General features: G+C 73.8%; 17 protein-coding genes. 7 read left to right on the top strand and 10 right to left on the bottom strand.

Going from position 1 to position 18,734, the window contains the following annotated elements; genetic code table 11:
- Positions 1–2: 2 nt before the first annotated feature.
- The 3 genes from OG861_RS27485 to OG861_RS27495 all read right to left on the bottom strand — a co-directional run bounded on the left by OG861_RS27485 (position 3) and on the right by OG861_RS27495 (position 3,417).
- Positions 3–1,931, bottom strand: a complete 1,929-nt coding sequence (locus OG861_RS27485) for an ABC transporter permease (RefSeq protein ID WP_329193056.1) — start codon at positions 1,929–1,931, stop codon at positions 3–5.
- Between the two features lie 138 nt (positions 1,932–2,069).
- Positions 2,070–2,891, bottom strand: coding sequence for a molybdate ABC transporter substrate-binding protein (modA, locus tag OG861_RS27490; protein WP_329193055.1), 822 nt, complete (start codon positions 2,889–2,891; stop codon positions 2,070–2,072).
- 130 nt (positions 2,892–3,021) lie between these two features.
- Positions 3,022–3,417: a TOBE domain-containing protein gene (locus OG861_RS27495; protein WP_329193054.1), complete on the bottom strand. Its 396-nt coding sequence runs from the start codon at positions 3,415–3,417 to the stop codon at positions 3,022–3,024.
- A 134-nt stretch (positions 3,418–3,551) separates the two neighbouring features.
- On the opposite strand from OG861_RS27495, the gene OG861_RS27500 reads away from it, so the two are divergent.
- Positions 3,552–3,929 carry an RNA-binding S4 domain-containing protein gene (locus tag OG861_RS27500; protein ID WP_330261885.1) on the top strand — a complete coding sequence of 126 codons (378 nt, stop codon included), beginning with the start codon at positions 3,552–3,554 and terminating at the stop codon, positions 3,927–3,929.
- Positions 3,930–3,991: 62 nt separating this feature from the next.
- On the opposite strand, the gene OG861_RS27505 is transcribed toward OG861_RS27500, so the two are convergent.
- The 3 genes from OG861_RS27505 to dhaK all read right to left on the bottom strand — a co-directional run bounded on the left by OG861_RS27505 (position 3,992) and on the right by dhaK (position 6,135).
- Entirely contained in the window at positions 3,992–4,402 is a 411-nt protein-coding gene (locus OG861_RS27505) for a PTS-dependent dihydroxyacetone kinase phosphotransferase subunit DhaM (RefSeq protein WP_329193051.1), read from the bottom strand.
- A complete protein-coding gene (dhaL, locus tag OG861_RS27510) occupies positions 4,399–5,010 on the bottom strand; it encodes a dihydroxyacetone kinase subunit DhaL (protein ID WP_329193049.1) in 612 nt (203 codons plus the stop codon). Before dhaL ends, OG861_RS27505 begins: the two co-directional genes overlap by 4 nt.
- Positions 5,011–5,136: 126 nt before the next feature.
- The gene (gene dhaK, locus OG861_RS27515) at positions 5,137–6,135 is read right to left on the bottom strand and encodes a dihydroxyacetone kinase subunit DhaK (RefSeq protein WP_329193048.1); all 999 of its coding nucleotides are present in this window, start codon (positions 6,133–6,135) and stop codon (positions 5,137–5,139) included.
- 260 nt (positions 6,136–6,395) lie between these two features.
- On the opposite strand from dhaK, the gene OG861_RS27520 reads away from it, so the two are divergent.
- Together OG861_RS27520 and OG861_RS27525 are read left to right on the top strand one after the other, a co-directional pair.
- Positions 6,396–7,961, top strand: coding sequence for a molybdopterin-dependent oxidoreductase (locus OG861_RS27520; protein WP_329193045.1), 1,566 nt, complete (start codon positions 6,396–6,398; stop codon positions 7,959–7,961).
- 50 nt (positions 7,962–8,011) lie between these two features.
- Positions 8,012–8,653 carry a fasciclin domain-containing protein gene (locus OG861_RS27525; protein WP_329193044.1) on the top strand — a complete coding sequence of 214 codons (642 nt, stop codon included), beginning with the start codon at positions 8,012–8,014 and terminating at the stop codon, positions 8,651–8,653.
- Positions 8,654–8,692: 39 nt separating this feature from the next.
- On the opposite strand, the gene OG861_RS27530 is transcribed toward OG861_RS27525, so the two are convergent.
- Entirely contained in the window at positions 8,693–9,157 is a 465-nt protein-coding gene (locus OG861_RS27530; RefSeq protein WP_329193042.1) for a MarR family winged helix-turn-helix transcriptional regulator, read from the bottom strand.
- Positions 9,158–9,278: 121 nt separating this feature from the next.
- Between OG861_RS27530 and OG861_RS27535 the strand changes: the two genes are divergently transcribed.
- Positions 9,279–9,842, top strand: a complete 564-nt coding sequence (locus OG861_RS27535) for a DoxX family protein (RefSeq protein ID WP_329193040.1) — start codon at positions 9,279–9,281, stop codon at positions 9,840–9,842.
- Between the two features lie 85 nt (positions 9,843–9,927).
- Positions 9,928–11,721, top strand: a complete 1,794-nt coding sequence (locus tag OG861_RS27540; protein ID WP_329193038.1) for a glycoside hydrolase family 15 protein — start codon at positions 9,928–9,930, stop codon at positions 11,719–11,721.
- Between the two features lie 23 nt (positions 11,722–11,744).
- Here the strand turns inward: OG861_RS27540 and OG861_RS27545 are convergent, their stop codons facing one another.
- A complete protein-coding gene (locus OG861_RS27545; RefSeq protein WP_329193036.1) occupies positions 11,745–13,175 on the bottom strand; it encodes an APC family permease in 1,431 nt (476 codons plus the stop codon).
- A gap of 299 nt (positions 13,176–13,474) precedes the next feature.
- The gene (locus OG861_RS27550) at positions 13,475–15,526 is read right to left on the bottom strand and encodes a SpoIIE family protein phosphatase (RefSeq protein WP_329201985.1); all 2,052 of its coding nucleotides are present in this window, start codon (positions 15,524–15,526) and stop codon (positions 13,475–13,477) included.
- A 215-nt stretch (positions 15,527–15,741) separates the two neighbouring features.
- On the opposite strand from OG861_RS27550, the gene OG861_RS27555 reads away from it, so the two are divergent.
- A complete protein-coding gene (locus OG861_RS27555) occupies positions 15,742–16,449 on the top strand; it encodes a class I SAM-dependent methyltransferase (RefSeq protein WP_329193035.1) in 708 nt (235 codons plus the stop codon).
- 77 nt (positions 16,450–16,526) lie between these two features.
- Here OG861_RS27555 and OG861_RS27560 read toward each other — a convergent pair whose 3' ends face one another.
- The gene (locus OG861_RS27560) at positions 16,527–17,435 is read right to left on the bottom strand and encodes an alpha/beta hydrolase (protein ID WP_329193034.1); all 909 of its coding nucleotides are present in this window, start codon (positions 17,433–17,435) and stop codon (positions 16,527–16,529) included.
- A 215-nt stretch (positions 17,436–17,650) separates the two neighbouring features.
- Between OG861_RS27560 and tdh the strand changes: the two genes are divergently transcribed.
- Positions 17,651–18,679: an L-threonine 3-dehydrogenase gene (tdh, locus tag OG861_RS27565; RefSeq protein WP_329193032.1), complete on the top strand. Its 1,029-nt coding sequence runs from the start codon at positions 17,651–17,653 to the stop codon at positions 18,677–18,679.
- The last annotated feature ends 55 nt before the right edge of the window (positions 18,680–18,734 follow it).

Here is an 18,734-nt window from a genome sequence, read left to right on the forward strand (position 1 = left end):
GATCAGAGCCGTACGAGCGTCACCTCGGTGGCCTTGACGCTGGTCCACACCTCGGCGCCGTCGACCACGCCGAGCTCGGCCGCCGCCTCCGGGGTGATCTCCGCGACGAGGTCCGGAGCCCCGGCGGAGCCGATCAGCACCCGCAGCCGGCTCCCCACCGCGGTGACTTCCCGTACGGTGCCGGGCCACACGTTGCGCGGGCTGCCGCCGGGCCGCTCCCGGTACACGGACACCGCCTCCGGGGCGATGATCGCCAGCGCCTGGGAGCCCTCCGGCAGCGCCTCGGGCACCACCAGGAGGCCGCCCCCGGCGAGTTCGAGCCCCTTCGGGGTGGCGGTGCCCGGCCAGGCGTTGCGGCCCAGCATCCGCGCCACCCACGGGGAACGCGGATGGCGGGTGACCTCGGCGGGCGGGGCGTCCTGGAGGGTCTGCCCGTCGGCGAGCACGAGGACCCGGTCGGCCAGGGACACCGCCTCGACGGGGTCGTGCGTGACGATCAGGCAGACCCCGCCGAAGCCCGCCAGGTGGGTGCGCAGGGTGTGCCGGACCCGCGCCCGCGTCGTCTGGTCGAGGGCGGCGAGGGGCTCGTCGAGCAGCAGCAGCCTAGGCCGCGCCGCGAGCGCCCGGGCCAGGGCCACGCGCTGCGCCTGCCCGCCGGACAGCTGCGCGGGTCTGCGCCGGGCCAGGTGACCGACGCCCAGCCGGTCCAGCCACTCCTGCGCCTCGGCGCGCGCTTCGGCGCGCGGCACCCGGCGGGCGCGCAGCCCGTACGCGGTGTTGGCGAGCGCGCTCAGGTGCGGGAACAGCGCACCGTCCTGCGGCACCCAGGCCACCTGCCGCCGGTGCGGGGGCAGCGCGGTGACGTCGGTGTCGCCCAGCCGCAGGGTGGCGTGGGCGCGCGGGGTCAGCCCGAGCAGGGCCCGGAGCAGGGTGGTCTTGCCGGCGCCGTTCTCGCCGACGACGGCGATCGTGGTGCCGGGGCCGGCGTCCAGGGTGAGCCGGTTGAAGCCGGTGACCTCGGCGTGCAGCGGCCAGTGGCCGCCGCCCTGGTGCGGGGCGGGCGGCTCGGCGGGGGCGAGGGGCTCGGGGGCCTCCCCGGCCACGGGCGCGGCCGCCCGGGCCAAGTCGCGGCTGAGGGGGGCACCGGTCCAGCGGCCGCGCAGTGCGATCAGCACGCCCATCGCGATCGCGAGCAGCAGCAGGGACACGGAGGTGGCTGCATCAGGGCTGTCCTGGAGCAGCAGGTACACCTGGAGCGGCAACGTCTGGGTGGTGCCGGGCAGGTTTCCGGCGAAGGTGATGGTGGCGCCGAACTCGCCGAGCGCCCGGGCCCAGGTGAGCGCCGCACCCGCGGCCAGGCCGGGCGCCACCATGGGGAGGGTCACGGTGAAGAACACCCGTACCGGCGGGGCGCCGAGGGAGGCCGCGGTCTCCTCGTAACTGCGCTTGAGGCCGCCGAGTGCGCCCTCCAGGCTGATGACGAGGAACGGCATCGCGACGAAGGTGGCGGCGACGACGGCGCCCGAGGTGTGGAACGGCAGCGTGATGCCGAAGGTGTCTTCCAGCCACGGCCCCAGCAGCCCGCGACGGCCGAATCCCAGCAGCAGCGCCACACCGCCGACGGTGGGCGGCAGCACCATGGGAAGCAGGACGAGGGACCGTACGAACGCCTTGCCCTTGAAGTCGACGCGGGCCAGCAGCCAGGCGAGCGGCACCCCGAGCAGGAGGGAGAGGCCCAGTGCCCACGAGGAGACGAGCAGCGACAGCTTGAGCGCCTGCTCCACCGCCGGGCTGCCCAGATGGGTACCCAGCTCGCTCCACCGGGTGCGGCTCAGGATGCCCAGGAGCGGCAGCAGCAGGAACGCCACGGCGAGGAGCGCGGGCAACGCCAGGGCCACGGGCGGCCGGACGCGGGTACGGGGTCTGCTCATGAGGCGGTTCCTGGCTGGTTTTCTCGGCTGCGTGCGTTCCGGGTGGGAAGACGGCCGTTCGAGCACTGCAAGAAGGAAAAGGGGCTGCCTGTCCCCCCGGTCAGGCAGCCCCTGCCCGCGTTCGGGCCGCGGGAGCCGTTACGGCTGCTGGAAGCCGGCGTCCTGGAGGATCTTCTGTGCCTCGGGCGTGCTCAGCCACGCCACGAAGGCGGCCGCGGCCCCACCGTTCTTGGACTGCTTGATCGTGGCGGCCGGGTAGGAGGCGACCGCGTTCTGGTCGTCCGGGATCTCCACGTTGACGACCTTGTCGCCCGACTTGGCGGAGTCCGTCTTGTAGACGAGACCGGCGTCGGCCTCGCCGAGCTCGACCTTGCTCAGCACGGCGCGCACGTTGGGCTCCTGGGAGACCGGCTTCACCTCGATCTTCTGCGCGTCGAGGATCTGCTTGCTGTAGCGGCCGACCGGCACCTCGGGCGCGGCGAGCACGACCTTGATCTTGCTGTCCGCGAGGTCCTTGAGCTCGTCGATCTTGAACGGGTTGCCCTTGCCGGCCGCGATCACGAGGCGGTTCTTCGCGATGACCGTCGCCCCGCCCGTCTCGGCCTTGAGGCCGTCCATCGTCCTGGTGTCGGCGGTCACCAGCGCGTCGGCCGGCGCGCCCTGCTTGACCTGGGCGGCGAGTTCCTGCGAACCGGCGAAGGAGAAGGTCACCTTCGTACCCGGGTGGGACTTCTCGTAGGCGGCGCCCGCCGTCTTGAAGACGTCGGTGAGGGAGGAGGCGGCGAGGACGGTCAGGTTCGCCGGCTTGACCTGGGCGGAAGCGGATGAGGAGGCGCTCGGCGGGCCCGCCGCGCCGGACTTCTCGTCGTCGGCGCCACACGCGGACAGGGCCGGCACGAGGAGCGCTGCGGTCAGGGCGGCGGCGGCAGCGGCGCGGCGGCGGGTCGGGGTCGGGGACATGGGCGGGTGCTCCTCGGTCGGGTCGGCGGCCGGCTCGGATGCCGGGGCCGCGCGGTGGTGACCCGCGCCGGGGACGGGCGGAGCGGGTGGGGACGGTCGGTGGTGCCGAGCGGGGGTGCGGGAACCGCGGTCAGGCGCGGTCGACGTGCACACTGGTGGACTTCACGCGGGCGGTGGCCCGCATGCCGACCTCCAGACCGAGCTCCTCGACGGCCTCACGGGTGAGCAGGGACACCAGGCGGTGGGGTCCGGCCTGGATCTCGACCTGCGCGGCCACGTCGCCGACCTTGACGGCCGTGACGATGCCGGGGAAGGCGTTGCGCGCCGAGGTGTACGGCTCCTCGTCCTCGCCGTGGGCGCCTTGGCCCACCTCGATGGAGAAGGCGGCCAGCGCCCGGCCCTCGATCAGCCGGCGCCCGCCCTCGTCGCGATGGGTCGCGACCCGGCCGGCGTCGGCCCAGCGGCGCGCCGTGTCCGGGCTGACGCCCAGCAGACGCGCGGCCTGTCCGATGGTGTAGGACTGCATGAGCGACAAGGTAGGGGCATCTTCGGCGCATTTGCAATTCCCTCGGGCGGTTGTACATGGCAGATGCGGCGGCTGTTGTGTCATCCGCCGAAAGTGCTTCGCCTTCCGGCCGCCCGCCTCGATAAGGTCGGGACATGGCTGATGAGGTATCGGGAACGGTCCGGGTCGACGCGTGGATCTGGTCGGTGCGGCTGACCAAGACCCGTTCGACCGCGGCGACGGCCTGCCGCGCGGGCCATGTGAAGGTCAACGGCGATCGTGCCAAGCCGGCCCAGGCCGTGCGCGCGGGCGACGAGGTCCGGCTCTTCCACGCGGGCCGCGAGCGGATCGTGGTGGTGCAGAAGCCGGTGGCCAAGCGGGTCGGCGCGCCGGTGGCCGCCGAGTGCTACATCGACAAGAGCCCGCCGCCGCCGACCCCGGTCGAGGCGGCCGTGGTCGGCATCCGCGACCGCGGCGCGGGCCGGCCCACGAAGCGCGAACGCCGCGAGATCGAAATCCTGCGCGGACGGTAGCGGACCGGTGGCGGCGGCCCGGCCCGGCCGGCCGCCCCCGTCCGACGGGCCCGGCCGGCCGGTCAGCCCTTGCGGTATTTGTGCGCCTCGCCGGCCGCGGCTTCCACCGCGTCCAGCGGGGCACATGCGGAGGCGGCCACCACGGCGGCCACCGCACCCTCCAGGAACGGCGCGTCGAGCAGCCGGCTGCCGTCCGGCAGCTCCCCGTCCACCAGCAGGGACTTGACGGTGAGCACGGAACTGCCCAGGTCCGCCAGGATCGCCACGCCCGCGCCCGCGTCCACCTCCCGTGCGGCGCGCACGATCAGCTCCGCGCTGGTCCCGAGCCCGCCGTCCCCCGTGCCGCCCGCGACGCCGACGAGGACCGAAGGCGCGCCCCCGGCCAGGCCGCGGGCCAGCTCGGCCACCGCCTGCGCGACCCTCGCGCTGTGTGAGACCAGCACGATGCCGACGCAGGCCCGCGACGCGCTCACGCCCCGCCCTCCGCGACCTCGGCGAGGGCGTCCAGCAGCAGGGCCGACGAGGTCGCGCCCGGGTCCTGGTGCCCGATGCTGCGCTCGCCCAGGTAACTGGCCCGGCCCTTGCGGGCCTGGAGCGGCACCGTCGCCCGCGCGCCCTCCTCCGCCGCGTCGGCGGCCGCCCGGTAGGAGGTGGCGAGTGCGGCCACCCCCGGCACCAGCGCGTCCAGCATCGTCTTGTCGCCCGGCGCCGCCCCGCCGAGCTGCGCCACCGCGCCCACCCCGGCGTACAGCGCCTCGCGCAGCGCGTCGTCGGAGACCTCGGTGGAGTCGCCGAGCTCCTTGCCCGTGCGGCGCAGCAGCGTCCCGTACAGCGGTCCGGACGCCCCGCCCACCGTGGAGATCAGGGTCCGGCCGGCGAGCTGGAGCACCTCGCCCGGAGACGCCGCGGCCGGTTCGCCGGAGGCGAGGGCCGCCCGTACGGCCATGAAGCCGCGCAGCAGGTTGCTCCCGTGGTCGGCGTCCCCGATCGGGGAGTCGAGCTCGGTCAGCCGGTCCGCCTCGCGTTCGACGGCCGCCGTGGCGGTGTCCATCCAGCGCCGGAAGAAGTCTGTGTCACGCACCGGATCTCCTCGCCTCACGTCCGTCCGACCGGCCTTCCACCGCCACGATACGGTCCACCGGCGCGGGTACGGGGCTTTGCCGACAGGGCTGCGACGACGGGCCGGGCCGGGGGCCCTGACGGCCGCTCACCGCCCCCACCGCAGGGCTGCGGTCTGCACCGGCGCGTCCCACAGGCGCAGCAGTTCCTCGTCGGCCCGGCACAGGGACACCGAACAGCCCGCCATGTCCAGGGAGGTGACGTAGTTGCCGACGAGGGTCCGGGCGACCGGCACCCCGCGCTCGGACAGTACCCGGGCCACCTCCGCGTGGAAGCCGTACAGCTCCAGCAGCGGCGTCGCGCCCATCCCGTTGACCAGCGCGATCACCGGCCCGTCGGCGGGAGCCACCTGCTCCAGGTCGTCCAGTACGGCGCCCACCGCCACGTCCGCGATCTCCCGTGCCGGCATCATCGCGCGCCGCTCCCGGCCGGGCTCGCCGTGGATCCCGATGCCCAGTTCGAGCTCGCCGACGGGGAGGTCGAAGGTGGGGCTCCCCTTGGCCGGAGTGGTGACGGCGCTCAGGGCGACGCCGAAGCTGCGCGAGGACTCGTTGACCCTGCGGGCGAGCGCCGCGACCTGCTCCAGCGGCGCGCCCTCCTCGGCGGCCGCTCCGGCGATCTTCTCCACGAACAGGGTGGCCCCGGTGCCGCGCCGCCCGGCCGTGTAGAGGCTGTCGGTGACGGCGACGTCGTCGTTGACCAGCACCTGTTCGATCCGTACGCCGTCCTCGCCCGCGAGGTCGGCGGCCATCTCGAAGTTCAGCACGTCGCCGGTGTAGTTCTTGACGATGAACAGCACGCCCTGGCCGGCGTCGACTGCCGCGGCCGCCCGGACCATCTGGTCGGGCACCGGCGAGGTGAACACCTCCCCGGGACACGCCGCCGACAGCATGCCCGGGCCCACGAACCCGGCGTGCAGCGGCTCGTGCCCGGAACCGCCCCCGGATACCAGCCCGACCCGTCCGCCGTCCTCCGCGTCCCGTCGTACGACGACCCTTCGCTCGACGTCGACGTCCAATTCGGGGTGCGCTGCGGCCAGTCCGCGCAGCGCGTCGGCGACGACGGTCTCGGCACTGTTGATCAGCATCTTCACGAGAATCTCCCGGTGCGGCTGGAGTGGTGCGCGTGTCTGCCCATGCTGACGGTTGGCGGCCCGGGGCGGGGGGACGACACCCCACGCGGCGGTCCGGCGGCAGTCACTTCCAGCCTCCCACCTCGGCGCACGGGGCGCCCGCAGGCCGCCCGCCCGCGCCGCGTCCGGGTTTCGAAGACGAGCCGCTTCGCAAGACGAGCCACTTCATGCGGTGAAGGGGCAATCCGGTGGCCCGGTGGCTCCGAAGACCCGGCGTGAGGATCGACCGAGCCACCTTCGCCCGTACCGCCCCGGCGGCGCTGAGCGGCCTGCTGTCCGGCTACGCCGCCCTGGCCGTCGCCGAACTGGTCGCGGCCGCCGTGCGCCCCGAGGCGGGGCCGGTGACCGCGGTCGGCGGCGCGGCCGTCGACCGTACCCCGTCCGCGCTCAAGGACTGGGCGATCCGGCACTTCGGCAGTGACGACAAGCTGGTCCTCCAGCTCGGCATCCTCGCGGTCCTCGCGCTGACGGGCGTCGTACTCGGCCTGCTCGCCCTGCGCCACCGCCGCTGCGGCTGCGCCGGGGTCCTGCTCCTCGGTCTCGTCGGCGGGACGGCCGCCGTCACCCGGCCCGACTCCACCGGCCCCGCCGACGCCCTGCCGTCCCTGGTGGGCGCCCTGGCCGCGGCGGCGCTGCTGTACGTGCTGACCGGCCGGGCGGCCGCGGCCCCCGGCGCGGTCTTCGGCGCAGCGCAGAGCCGTCGGCGGTTCCTCCTGGCGGCCGGCTCCACCGCCGTCGCCTCGACGGCCGCCGGAGTCTTCGGCCGGCGGCTGGGTGCCTCGAGGGTCCGGGACGCGGCCGCCTCCCGGGCCGCCGTACGGCTGCCCGCACCGGCCTCGCCCGCCCCGGCCGTGCCCCGCGGGGCGTCCCTGCGCATCCCCGGCATCAGCCCGTTCACCACGCCCGGAGCGGACTTCTACCGCGTCGACACCGCCCTGGTGGTCCCCGCCGTCCCCGCCGGCACCTGGCGGCTGCGCGTCCACGGCAAGGGCGTCGGCCGCCCCCGCACCTACAGCTACGCCGACCTGCTCGGCCGGCCGCTCATCGAGCGCGACCTCACTTTGACCTGCGTGTCCAACGAGGTCGGTGGCCCGTACGTGGGCACCGCCCGCTGGCTCGGGGTACGCCTGGCCGACCTGCTGGCCGAGGCGGGCGTACGGCCGCCGTCGAAAGGGGGACCGGCCGACCAGCTCGTGGCGCGCTCGGTGGACGGCATGACCCTGGGCACCCCGGTGGAAGCCGTCATGGACGGCCGTGACGCGATGCTCGCCGTCGGCATGAACGGCGAACCCCTGCCCCTGGCCCACGGGTTCCCGGTACGGATGCTCGTGCCGGGCCTGTACGGATACGTATCGGCCTGCAAGTGGATCGAGGACATCGAGCTCACCACCTTCGCCTCCTACGACCCCTACTGGGTGCGGCGGAACTGGGCCCGCGAGGCGTCCGTCAAGACGCAGGCCCGCATCGACACCCCCAGGCCCTTCGCCCGCCCCGCGCCCGGCGTCGTCATGGTCGCCGGAGTCGCCTGGGCGCAGCACCGGGGCATCGACCGGGTCGAGGTACGCGTCGACGACGGCCCCTGGGAGCCGGCCGACCTCGCGGCCGAGCACACCGCCGACACCTGGCGGCAGTGGTCCTACCGCTGGCAGGCCGTCACCGGCGGCCACACCCTCACCGTCCGCGCCACCGACCGGTCCGGGACCACCCAGACCGAGGAACGCAAGCCCACGATCCCCGACGGGGCGAGCGGCCGGCACTCGGTCGTCGTCAGCGTCGGCTGACCACAGTCCACCCCCCGACCAACCACTCCCGATCAAGGAGAACCACCTCCATGTACAGCCTTCGTTCGCGCCGTACGGCCCTCGCCCTCGCCGCTGCGGCCGTCCTGCCCTTCGCCCTCGTCGCCTGCTCCTCCGACTCCGGCCAGGAGGCGGGCTCCGGCAGCGCCGCCTCCGGTCCGGCCGATCCGGCGGGTGCCCCCTCGGCAGCCACGGCGGTGGACGCTCCGTTCGGTCCGGCGTGTGCCACGGTGCCCGAGCAGGGCGCCGGCAGTTTCGACGGGATGGCGAAGGACCCGGTGGCCACTGCCGCCTCGAACAACCCGGCCCTGTCCACGCTGGTCACCGCCGTCAAGAAGGCCGGACTGGTGGACACGCTCAACAACGCGAAGGACATCACGGTGTTCGCGCCGACCAACGACGCCTTCGCGAAGATCCCGAAGGCCGACTTGGACAAGGTCCTCGCCGACAAGGCCACCTTGACGAAGATCCTCACGCACCACGTCGTCGGCCGGACGCTGACGCCGCAGCAGCTGGAGTCCGGTTCGTTCGAGACCCTGGAGAAGGGCACTGTCACAACGGCCGGATCGGGCAGCTCCTACAGGGTCGGCGACAGCGCCAACGTGGTGTGCGGCAACGTCACGACGGCCAACGCCAAGGTCTACATCATCGACACGGTCCTGATGCCCAAGTAGCGGCGGCAGCGGGGGAGGGGACCCCCCGGCGGCGGCGCCTCAGGCGCCCTGTTCCCTGAGCCGGCGGCCGACCTCACCGAGGCCGGCCGCCAGCGCGTCGAGCTGTTCGGGGGTCAGGACGTCCACGAGGATCTCGCGGACGGTGGCCACGTGCCCGGGCGCCGCCTCCTCCAGCCGGGCGAGGCCCGCCTCGGTGAGGACGGCGAACACCCCGCGCACATCGGAGGGGCAGCTGCGGCGGCGGACCAGGCCCGCCTTCTCCATCTGGGTGATCTGGTAGGTCAGCCCGCTCTTGGAGTTGATCAGTCCGTTGGCCAGCTCGGTCATCCGCAGTTCACGACCGGGCGCGGCGGCGAGCCGGACGAGTACCTCGTACTGGGGGTGCGACAGTCCGGCGTCTTCCTTGAGCTGCTGGTCGAGGCGGCGGTTCACCAAGGCGGAGGCGGCGAGGAAGCCGCTCCAGGCGCGCATCTCGCGGTCGTCCAGCCATCTCGTCCCAGCCATGACACCAGCCTACACATGTTGTTCCAATTTGAATCAATGATTAAGGTCATGGAAGCCGGTTCGAATTTGAACAACCCTGTGATCTGCCCCTCCGGACCGGCCCCGACCGGAAGGACCCCCCATGACCAGCGCCTCCGCCGCCGCGACGAAGGCTCCGGCCGCCGCACCGGCCGCACCCGCCCCCACGACCGCCACCAGTGCCCACGACGCCGGGCTGCTGCTCCTGCGCGTCGTCCTCGGCCTCACCATGGCCGCCCACGGCACCCAGAAGCTGTTCGGCTGGTTCGGGGGCGGCGGCATCAGCGGCACGGGCCGGTTCTTCACCGCGAGCGGCTACCCGGCGGGCGACTCCATGGCCGCCCTCGCCGGTCTCACCGAGACCCTCGGCGGTCTCGGCCTCGCTGCCGGGCTGCTCACCCCGCTCGCCGGCGCCGCCGTCGTGGGCACCATGATCAACGCGATCGCCGTCCACGGCGCCGGTGCGTTCTTCGCCCCCGAAGGCATCGAATACGAACTGCTCCTGACCGCCGGCGCCGCCGCCCTCGCCCTCGCCGGCCCCGGCCGGTACGCCGCCGACCGCCTGCTGCCCGTACCGGCGTTGCGCACGCCCCGCCCCGCCCACAGGGCGCTCGCCCTCGCCCTCGGCGTGGTCATGGGGGCGGCGCTGCTCCTCGTACGGAACTGACCCCGGGGTCCGCGCCCTCCGGGCCCCCGGACCGGGCGCGGCGCGGACCTGATTGACCTGCGGCGTTCGGGGGAAGAGCGCACAAATGACACAACCCATCGAAGACTACGCACTCATCGGCGACCTGATGACCAGCGCACTCGTCGGCCGAGACGGGTCCATCGACTGGCTGTGCCTGCCCCGCTTCGACTCGGCCGCCTGCTTCGCCGCCCTCCTGGGGGACGAGGAGAACGGTCACTGGCGCATCGCCCCGGCGTCCGCCGCGGACGGCGAAGGGTGCACGCGCCGCGCATACGTCGACGACTCGCTGATCCTGGAGTCCGTCTGGGAAACCGAGCACGGCACGGTCAAGGTCACCGACTTCATGCCGCAGCGCGACGTCATGCCCGACGTCATGCGGATCGTCGAAGGGATCTCCGGCGAGGTCACCGTACGCAGCACCCTGCGCCTGCGGTTCGACTACGGCGACATCGTGCCCTGGGTCCGGCGGCGCGACGGCGACCGCGTCGCCATCGCCGGACCCGATTCGGCCTGGTTCCGCAGCCGGCCGCCCGTACGCACCTGGGGCGAGGACAAGAGCACCCGCTCCGAGTTCACCGTCGCAGCCGGCGAGAAGGTCGCCTTCGTTCTGACCTGGCACCCCTCGCACGAGCCGCGGCCGGAGCCGCTCGACCCGGACGAGGCGCTCGAACAGAGCCTCGCCGACTGGCGGGAGTGGGCCTCACGCTGCGCCTACGTGGGCCCCTACCGGGAGGCGGTCGTCCGCTCCCTGATCACCCTCAAGGCCCTGACGTACGCCCCGACCGGAGGCATCGTCGCCGCCGCCACGACCTCCCTCCCCGAGGAACTCGGCGGCGTGCGCAACTGGGACTACCGCTACTGCTGGCTCCGCGACGCCACCCTCACCCTGGGCTCCCTGCTGGCCACCGGCTACCACGACGAGGCCCGCGACTGGCGGGCCTGGCTGCTGCGCGCGGTCGCCGGGAACCCCGCCGACCTCCAGATCATGTACGGGATCGCGGGCGAACGCAGGCTCCCCGAAACAGACCTGCCCTGGCTCCGCGGCTACGCGGGCTCCTCCCCGGTGCGCGTCGGCAACGCAGCCGTGGACCAGCTCCAGCTGGACGTGTACGGGGAGGTCATGGACGCCTTCTACCTGGCACGGGCCAGCGGGCTCCCCACGGAACGGCACGCCTGGAAGATCCAGCTCGCGCTGCTGGACTTCCTGGAGGACAACTGGCGGCGCCCCGACGAGGGGCTCTGGGAAGTCCGCGGCCCGCGCCGCCACTTCACCCACTCCAAGGTGATGGCCTGGGTCGCCGCGGACCGCGCCGTCAGGACGCTGGAGCACGACCCCTCGATGCCGGGCGACGTGGAGCGCTGGCGGGCCATAAGGGACGAGGTCCACGCCGACGTCTGCGCGAACGCCTACGACCCGGAGCGCAACACCTTCACCCAGTACTACGGTTCGCGCGAGCTGGACGCCGCGACCCTGCTCATCCCCAGGGTCGGCTTCCTGCCGCCCGACGACCCGCGGGTGATCGGCACCGTCGACGCGGTGCGGGAGGAACTCGGGGCCAGTGGCTTCGTCCGCCGCTACAGCACCGAGGGCCCCTCCGTCGACGGACTGCCCGGCGACGAAGGGGTCTTCCTGGCCTGCTCCTTCTGGCTGGCCGATGCCCTGCACTTGACCGGCCGGAGCAAGGAGGCGCGCGAGCTGTTCGAGCGGCTGTTGGGCGTCTGCAACGACGTCGGCCTGCTCGCCGAGGAGTACGACCCCGTCGCAGGCCGCCAGCTGGGCAATTTCCCGCAGGCGTTCAGCCACATCGGACTGGTCAGCACCGCGCTCCTGCTCGGCTGGGGCCCGCCGCGGGACTGACCCGCTGCGGGCCCCGGCGGGCCTTACGCCACGGCCCCCGCCACGGCCTCTTCCGCGTCCTCTTCCCCGTCCTGCGGGATGCTGACCAGCCAGCGGCTGTCCTGGCGCGGCCGCAGGTACAGGGCCCAGTACAGGGTGGCCACGGCGGTGATCCCGCCCGTCCACAGCAGGTACTGGGTCTCCTGCTGGGTCAGGATGTACGCGAACACCGCGATCAGTACCACCGGCACGGCCGGCCACATCGGCATCCGCCAGGCGGCCTTCTCACGGTGCGCCCCCCGCCGGCAGAACAGGGCGGCCACGGCGACCAGCAGGTACATGCCGGTCACCGAGACGCCGGTGACGCCGTACAGGGTGTCCAGGTTGACGAAGCACATCAGGGCGCCCGGGATGCCGACCAGCAGGGTGGCCACCCAGGGCGAGCCGAAGCGGCCGAGCTTCGCCAGGGCGTTGTTGACCGGCTCCGGCCAGGCCTTGTCGCGGGCGGAGGCGAACAGCACGCGGGAGTTCTGGATGACCATGACGATGCCCGCGTTGACGATGGCGAGGGCGACGCACAGGCTCACGAAGGTGCCGACGGCCGAGTTCGACCAGGCGGTGACCATCGCGCCGAGGTCACCGGCGCTCAGCGCGTCGAGGTCCGGGGCGCCCATGGTGATCGCGATGACCGGGACCAGGATCACGGCGGTGGAGATGGCGAGCGTCGCGAGGACCGTCCGCGGGACGTTGCGGCGGGGCTTCTCCAGCTCCTCCGAGAGGTAGACGGCCGTCGAGAACCCCTGGGTGACGAACAGGGCGATCGCGAGGCCGGAGACGACCATCATCGCCGTCACGGTCGACGTGCCGCCGCCCTCGGCGGCGACCGAACCGTGCACCAGAGCGTCGGCGCCCCGCTCGCTGTGGGCGAAGCCGAGCACCGCCACCAGCGCGGCCGCCACGACTTCCAGGACCAGGAAGATGCCGGTGATCCAGGCGTTGGCCCGCAGGTCCAGCAGGCCGGCGAGGGTGGCGAGCAGCATCACGGCGCCACCGGCGACCGGGGCGGGGATGTGCACGACCGGGGCCAGGTAGTCGGCCGTGCCCATGGCGATCACGGGCGGCACGATCATCACGACGAGCAGCGACAGTACGAACACCAGCCAGCCTGCCAGCCTGCCGGCCATGGTCGATACCATCGCGTACTCACCGCCGGCGCTGGGGATGAGCGTCCCCAGCTCCGAGTAGCAGAACGCCACGCCGATACAGAGCAGCGAGCCGATGGCGATGGTGAGGGCGGTCCAGGTGCCGAGGCCGGCGAACAGGTCGGGTACGACCACGAAGAGCGTCGAGGCGGGCGTCACGCACGAGAGCGTGAGCAACGTTCCGCCGACCACGCCGATGGAACGCTTGAGCTTCTGGGGGACGGGCGCGGTCGCCGGCGCGAGGGCCTGCGGGGCGCTGATCGTGTCAGTCATCGGTGCGGTGTTCCGATCGGCAGATGCGGGGGAGTGAGCGCGGGAGCGGTATCGCCTCCGGGGCGGTGGTGAGCAGGGTGTTTCAGTGGCTCCCGGGCCGTCATGCAATCTCCGCGAGATCCGCAGGTCAAGAGCTGTTCATGTGCGGATTCCCTTGTCCGCGGACCGCCGGTAACCCCTTTTCGGCGTCAAGGCGGCGTAAATACTGCCCCCGCGGGGGTACGGGAACCGCACCTAGATCAGCGTGAATTTTCCTCCGCTTTGCCGAGCGGGCGCCCGTTCGTGACCACCGCGGGCCGTCAGTCGGCCGGTCCGGTGCGCCACGCCAGCAGCAGGGCGATGTCGTCGGGCCGGTCACCGGTGGTGCCGGCCCCGCTCGCCAGCCGGTCGGCCGTCTCGGTCAGCGGGACGGGTCGGGCGGCCGCCAGCGCCACCCGCAGCCGCTCCACCCCGGCGTCGATGTCGGTGCCCGGCACCTCCACCAGTCCGTCCGTGTACAAGGCGAGCAGCGCCCCCGGCTCCAGCACGAACTCCGTCACGGGGTACGAGGCGGCCGCGTCGACACCGAGCACCACCCCGCCCCGAAGGTTCAGCACCTCCGTCCGGCCGCCGGGATGGCGCAGCAGCGGCTGGGGGTGGCCGGCGCGGACGGCCCGGGCCCGTCCCGTGGCGCGGTCGAGTTCGACGTAGCAGCAGCTCGCGATCTGGCCCGGGTCCAAGTCGATCAACAGTCGGTTGGTGCCGCGCACCACCTGCTCCGGTGCGTTGCCGCCCAGCGCGAAGGCCCGCACCGCGCTGCGCAGCTGCCCCATCGTGGCCGCGGCGGCCACCCCGTGGCCCTGGACGTCGCCGATGACCAGGGCCAGGGTGTCCGGGCCGGTCTCCGTGACGTCGTACCAGTCGCCGCCGACGTCCATGCCGACCGTCCCGGGGAGGTACCGGCCCACGGTGACCACGTGCTCGTGCACCGGCAGCCGGTGCGGCAGCAGTGCCGACTGGAGGCCGCGGGCCAGCGCCGCCTCGCTGTCGTAGCGCCGGGCCCGCTCCAGGGCCTGCGCGATCAGCCCCGCCAGCGCGGTGAGCACCGTACGCTCCTCCGCGCCGAAGCCGCGCGGTGTGTCGAAGCCGAGGATGCAGGAGCCCACCGGGCGGCCCGAGGCGATCAGCGGCAGGAACGCGCGGGCGCCCACATGGGTGTCGAGGGGAATGCCCGGGTAGGCGGCGGCCAGGTGCTCCATCGACTCGAAGAACAGCGGACGGCCCGACGTCAGGGTCTCCACGCCGGGCAGCCGCACGTCCAGGCCCACTCCGTCGAAGCGGTCCAGGAACCCGCGGGGGAACCCGGTCTCCCACGCCAGGTGCAGATGGCGTTCGTCCAGCAGGTAGATCGCCAGCTGGCGACCGCCGAAGGCGGGCAGCAACTCCTCGGTGACCACCGCCGACACCTGGCGGGCGGTCACCGCCTCGGTCAGCGCGATCGCCAGCGCCACCGGCCGGTACAGCGCCGAGGAACGGTCCGCGGGGGAGCCGGCCCCCCGCGGCCCCGAGGAGTACGGGTCCGACCCGGCGGAGCCCAGCGTCACGGTCACCCCGTCCGGCCCCGGGTGCAGGCCGACCGACAGCCACGTCCCCGACGGGGGGTCACCCTCCCGCGCCACGAAGTACACCGGTTCGGGCGCCATGAAGACGGCCCGGAAGTGGTCCTCGTACGCCGGATGGCTCAGCCAGGGCAGCGCCTCCCACAGCACCTCGCCGAGCAGGGGCCGCCCCCGCGTGCCCGGCAGCGCCGCCGCGGCGGCGTTCGCGTAGCGGATCCTGCCCTGCCGGTCCAGCGACAGCACGGCCTGCGCGAGGCGGTCCACGGCCGTCTCCGCGCCGCCCCGGGGGACCACCGGCTCCGGGCGGACCGGGTCGCCGTCCCACACCACCGGGTCGCCGCTCGCCCTGAGCGCCGTCAGCTCGGCCGCCAGCCGCGCCGCGACGCCGCGCATCCTTTCCCGGTCCCCGGACTCCACCGCGGCGCCCGGGGTGGCCGGGCGCAGCACCATCAGCACCCCGAACCGTTCGTCCCCGGCGGTGACGGGCTCGTACAGCGACCCGAACGTGAAGGGCAGCCCGGCCGTCAGCTGGGGGAAGCGCCGCATCGCCGACTCGGCGTCGGGCAGGTGCACCGCCTGCCCCGAGCGGTACGCCTCCGCGACGGGGTACGGCCGGTTCACGTGCATCCGCCACCAGGGCCGGAACAGCCTGCCCGGGAGTCCGTCCAGCGCTGCCAGCCGCAGCAGCCCGTCCGTGCGCGAGCGCAGGTAGACCCCGCCCGCGTAGCCGCCGACGGCCTCCTCCACGGCCATGGCTGCCCGTGCGAGCACCCGGGCCAAGGCGTCGGTGGCCGGGCTGCCGCTGTCGGGTCTCGCGGTCACACAGCCAGGATGCGCCCGGCGGATCGGGCCCGCACCGCGCGCGGAGCCCGTACGCCGCACCGACTGACCCGAACGCCTCCCCCGTGCGGGGGACGGTGCGGGCCGGGCGGCTGTCCGCCGGGCCGCCGCCGGGGAGGCATTGCGGCATGCAACAGCAGTACGACACGTCGACGCCCCCGCCCGCCTTCTCGGAGGCCGACGCCCTCACCCTGCGCACCGCCCTGGACGCGCTCGGCGGGGTCCGGGGACTGGACGCCCTCGACCTCCCCTGCGGGAACGGCGGCACCGCGAGGCTGCTGGCGAGCGGCGGGGCCCGGCGCACCGTCGGCGTGGACAGCTGCCCCGACCGCATCCGCCGCGCGCGCGAGACCCACCACGACGCCCGGATCGAGTACGTCGTCGCGGACGCCGCCGGGATGCCGCAGCTGGGCCCCTTCGACCTGGCAACCGCCGTCTACCTGTTCAACCAGGCCCCCGACCGCGAGACCCTGCACGCCCTGTTCCGGTCCGTACGGGCCAATCTGCGGCCCGGGGGCCGGCTGCTGGCCATCGTGCCGAACCCGGGGGCGTTCCCCTGCCCGGACTGGTCCCCCTACGGCGTACGGGTCCTGCGGCGCGAGCCGCACCCGGAGGCCCCGCTCGTGCGGGCCCAGTTCGTCTCCCGTCCCGACGCGCACTTCGAGTTCCGTGCCTGGGCGCACGCCGATTTCTGCGAAGCGGCGGTCGAGGCCGGGTTCACCACCGCCGGCTGGCAGCCCGTACGCACCCCGCCGCCCGACGCGGAGCGCGACGAAGCCTTCTGGGCGGCCTACCGGGCCCGGCCGGTCAGCTCGCTGATGACCTGCCTGGCCTGAGCGTGAGGCCGGTGCCGGGGCGCCGGCCGGGGCCGGCGCACGGCTCGCGGGCCGGGGCGGTGGCGCCCCGTCGTCCCTCACAGCTCTGCGGCGGCCCTGACCAGGTCCACGATCCGCTCCCGCGCCGCCCGGCCCTCCGGGACGGGCAGCAACGGGTAGCCGTGCGGCAGCCCCACCGCCTCGTGGAAGTCCACGTCCACGCCCTCCGCCCGCGCCCGCCGCAGCAGCTCCCGGCTGTCGGTGGTCAGCACGTCCCTGGTGCCCGTGAACGCCGTCAGCGGCGCCAGCCCCTCGAAGGACCCCAGCAGCGGGCTCACCCGGGGGTCGTCGGCGGCGAGGGTGCCCGCGTACAGCCGCCCGGCCTCGGCCAGCCCGGGCCGGGCCAGCAGCGGGTCCGCCCGCTCGATGTCCGGCTGCGCCGGATGGCTCATCGACACGTCCAGCCAGGGCGAGATCAGCACGATCCGGGACGGCTGCGCCCCCGTTCGGTCCCGCAGGCGCTGCGCCGCGGCCAGTGCCAGACCGGCCCCCGCGCCGTCCCCGATCAGTACCGTCCCGCCCGCGCCACCGCTCTCGATGAGCCCGCTCAGCAGGTCGGCGGCGACCGGCACGTTCCGGTCTGCCGTCCCGCGGGGGGCCAGGATGTAGGCCGGTACGACGACGCGGGCACGGGCCCGGGCGACGAGCGTACGGATCATCGACCAGTGCGGCCGCACCAGTCCGTCGATGTAGGCGCCACCGTGCACGTACAGCACCTGCGCCACCGCTTCCGTCCCGCGCGGCGAGATGTCGTACACCGGCCAGGCCCCGACGAAGGCCCGCGAGACCTCGGCGATCCGGCCCAGCGAACGCGGCGGCAGGTGCGACGCCGGCCGCCTGGCGGCCTGCGCCACCCTGGCGCGCACCGCCTCGGCGCTCGCGAACCGTCTTCGCCGCCCCGTCGCGATCAGCGCGACCGACAGCGCCCTGCTGCGCAGACTCGGCACGCCCCCCACCTCCCCGTTCCCCTGCTCCCGGCCCGGTCCCGGCCGGCCCTGCCCCGTCACCCGAGGAGCATAGGCGTGAAGCTGCGCTGTCGACCCGCTTAAGAAAGTCTCGATGGACTGATCACCGCGCCGCTCGGCAGATTGGTCCCGTCACCCCTCGGCCGCGCGGGCCCGCACGCCCGCCGCGTCACCCTTCACATGCCTGGAGCCACCCCATGAAGGCACTCGTCAAGCACAAGGCCGAACCCGGGCTGTGGCTCATGGACGTCCCCGAGCCCGAGTACGGCCCCGGCGACGTGCTGATCAAGGTGCTGCGGACCGGTATCTGCGGGACCGACCTGCACATCCGGGCGTGGGACGGCTGGGCGCAGGGCGCCGTCAAGACGCCGCTGGTGCTGGGGCACGAGTTCGTGGGCGAGGTCGCCGCGCTCGGCGCCGACGTCCGGGACATCGAGATCGGCGCCCTCGTCAGCGGCGAGGGCCACCTGGTGTGCGGCAAGTGCCGCAACTGCCTGGCCGGGCGCCGTCACCTGTGCCGCAGCACGGTGGGCCTCGGCGTGGGGCGGGACGGCGCGTTCGCCGAGTACGTGGTGCTGCCCGCGCAGAACGTGTGGGTGCACCGGACCGCCGTGGACCTGGACGTGGCGGCCATCTTCGACCCGTTCGGCAACGCCGTGCACACCGCGCTGTCCTTCCCGCTGGTCGGTGAGGACGTCCTGATCACCGGCGCCGGCCCGATCGGCATCATGGCCGCCGCCGTGGCCCGGCACGCCGGTGCGCGCAACGTCGTCATCACCGACGTCAGCCCCGAGCGCCTCGACATCGCCCGCAAGGCCGGGGCCACCCTCGCGGTGAACGTCGCGGAATCCTCGATCGCCGACGCGCAGGCGCAGCTGGGGCTGCGCGAGGGCTTCGACATCGGACTGGAGATGTCGGGCCGTGCCGAGGCCATGCGCGACATGATCGACAACATGACGCACGGCGGCCGGATCGCCATGCTGGGCCTGCCCGCCCAGGAGTTCCCCGTCGACTGGGCCAAGGTCGTCACCTCGATGATCACTATCAAGGGCATCTACGGCCGCGAGATGTTCGAGACCTGGTACGCGATGACCGTGCTGCTGGAAGGCGGGCTGGACCTGAGCCCCGTCATCACCGGCCGCTACTCCCACACCGACTTCCAGGCCGCCTTCGACGAGGCGTCGACCGCCCGCAGCGGCAAGATCATCCTGGACTGGACGGCCTGACCGCCACCGGGGACCGGGACGGCACCACCGTCCCGTGCTCCCCGGACCCTCTACT

Origin of the sequence: Streptomyces sp. NBC_00539 (genome assembly GCF_036346105.1) — a bacterium.
Lineage (GTDB): Bacteria > Actinomycetota > Actinomycetes > Streptomycetales > Streptomycetaceae > Streptomyces.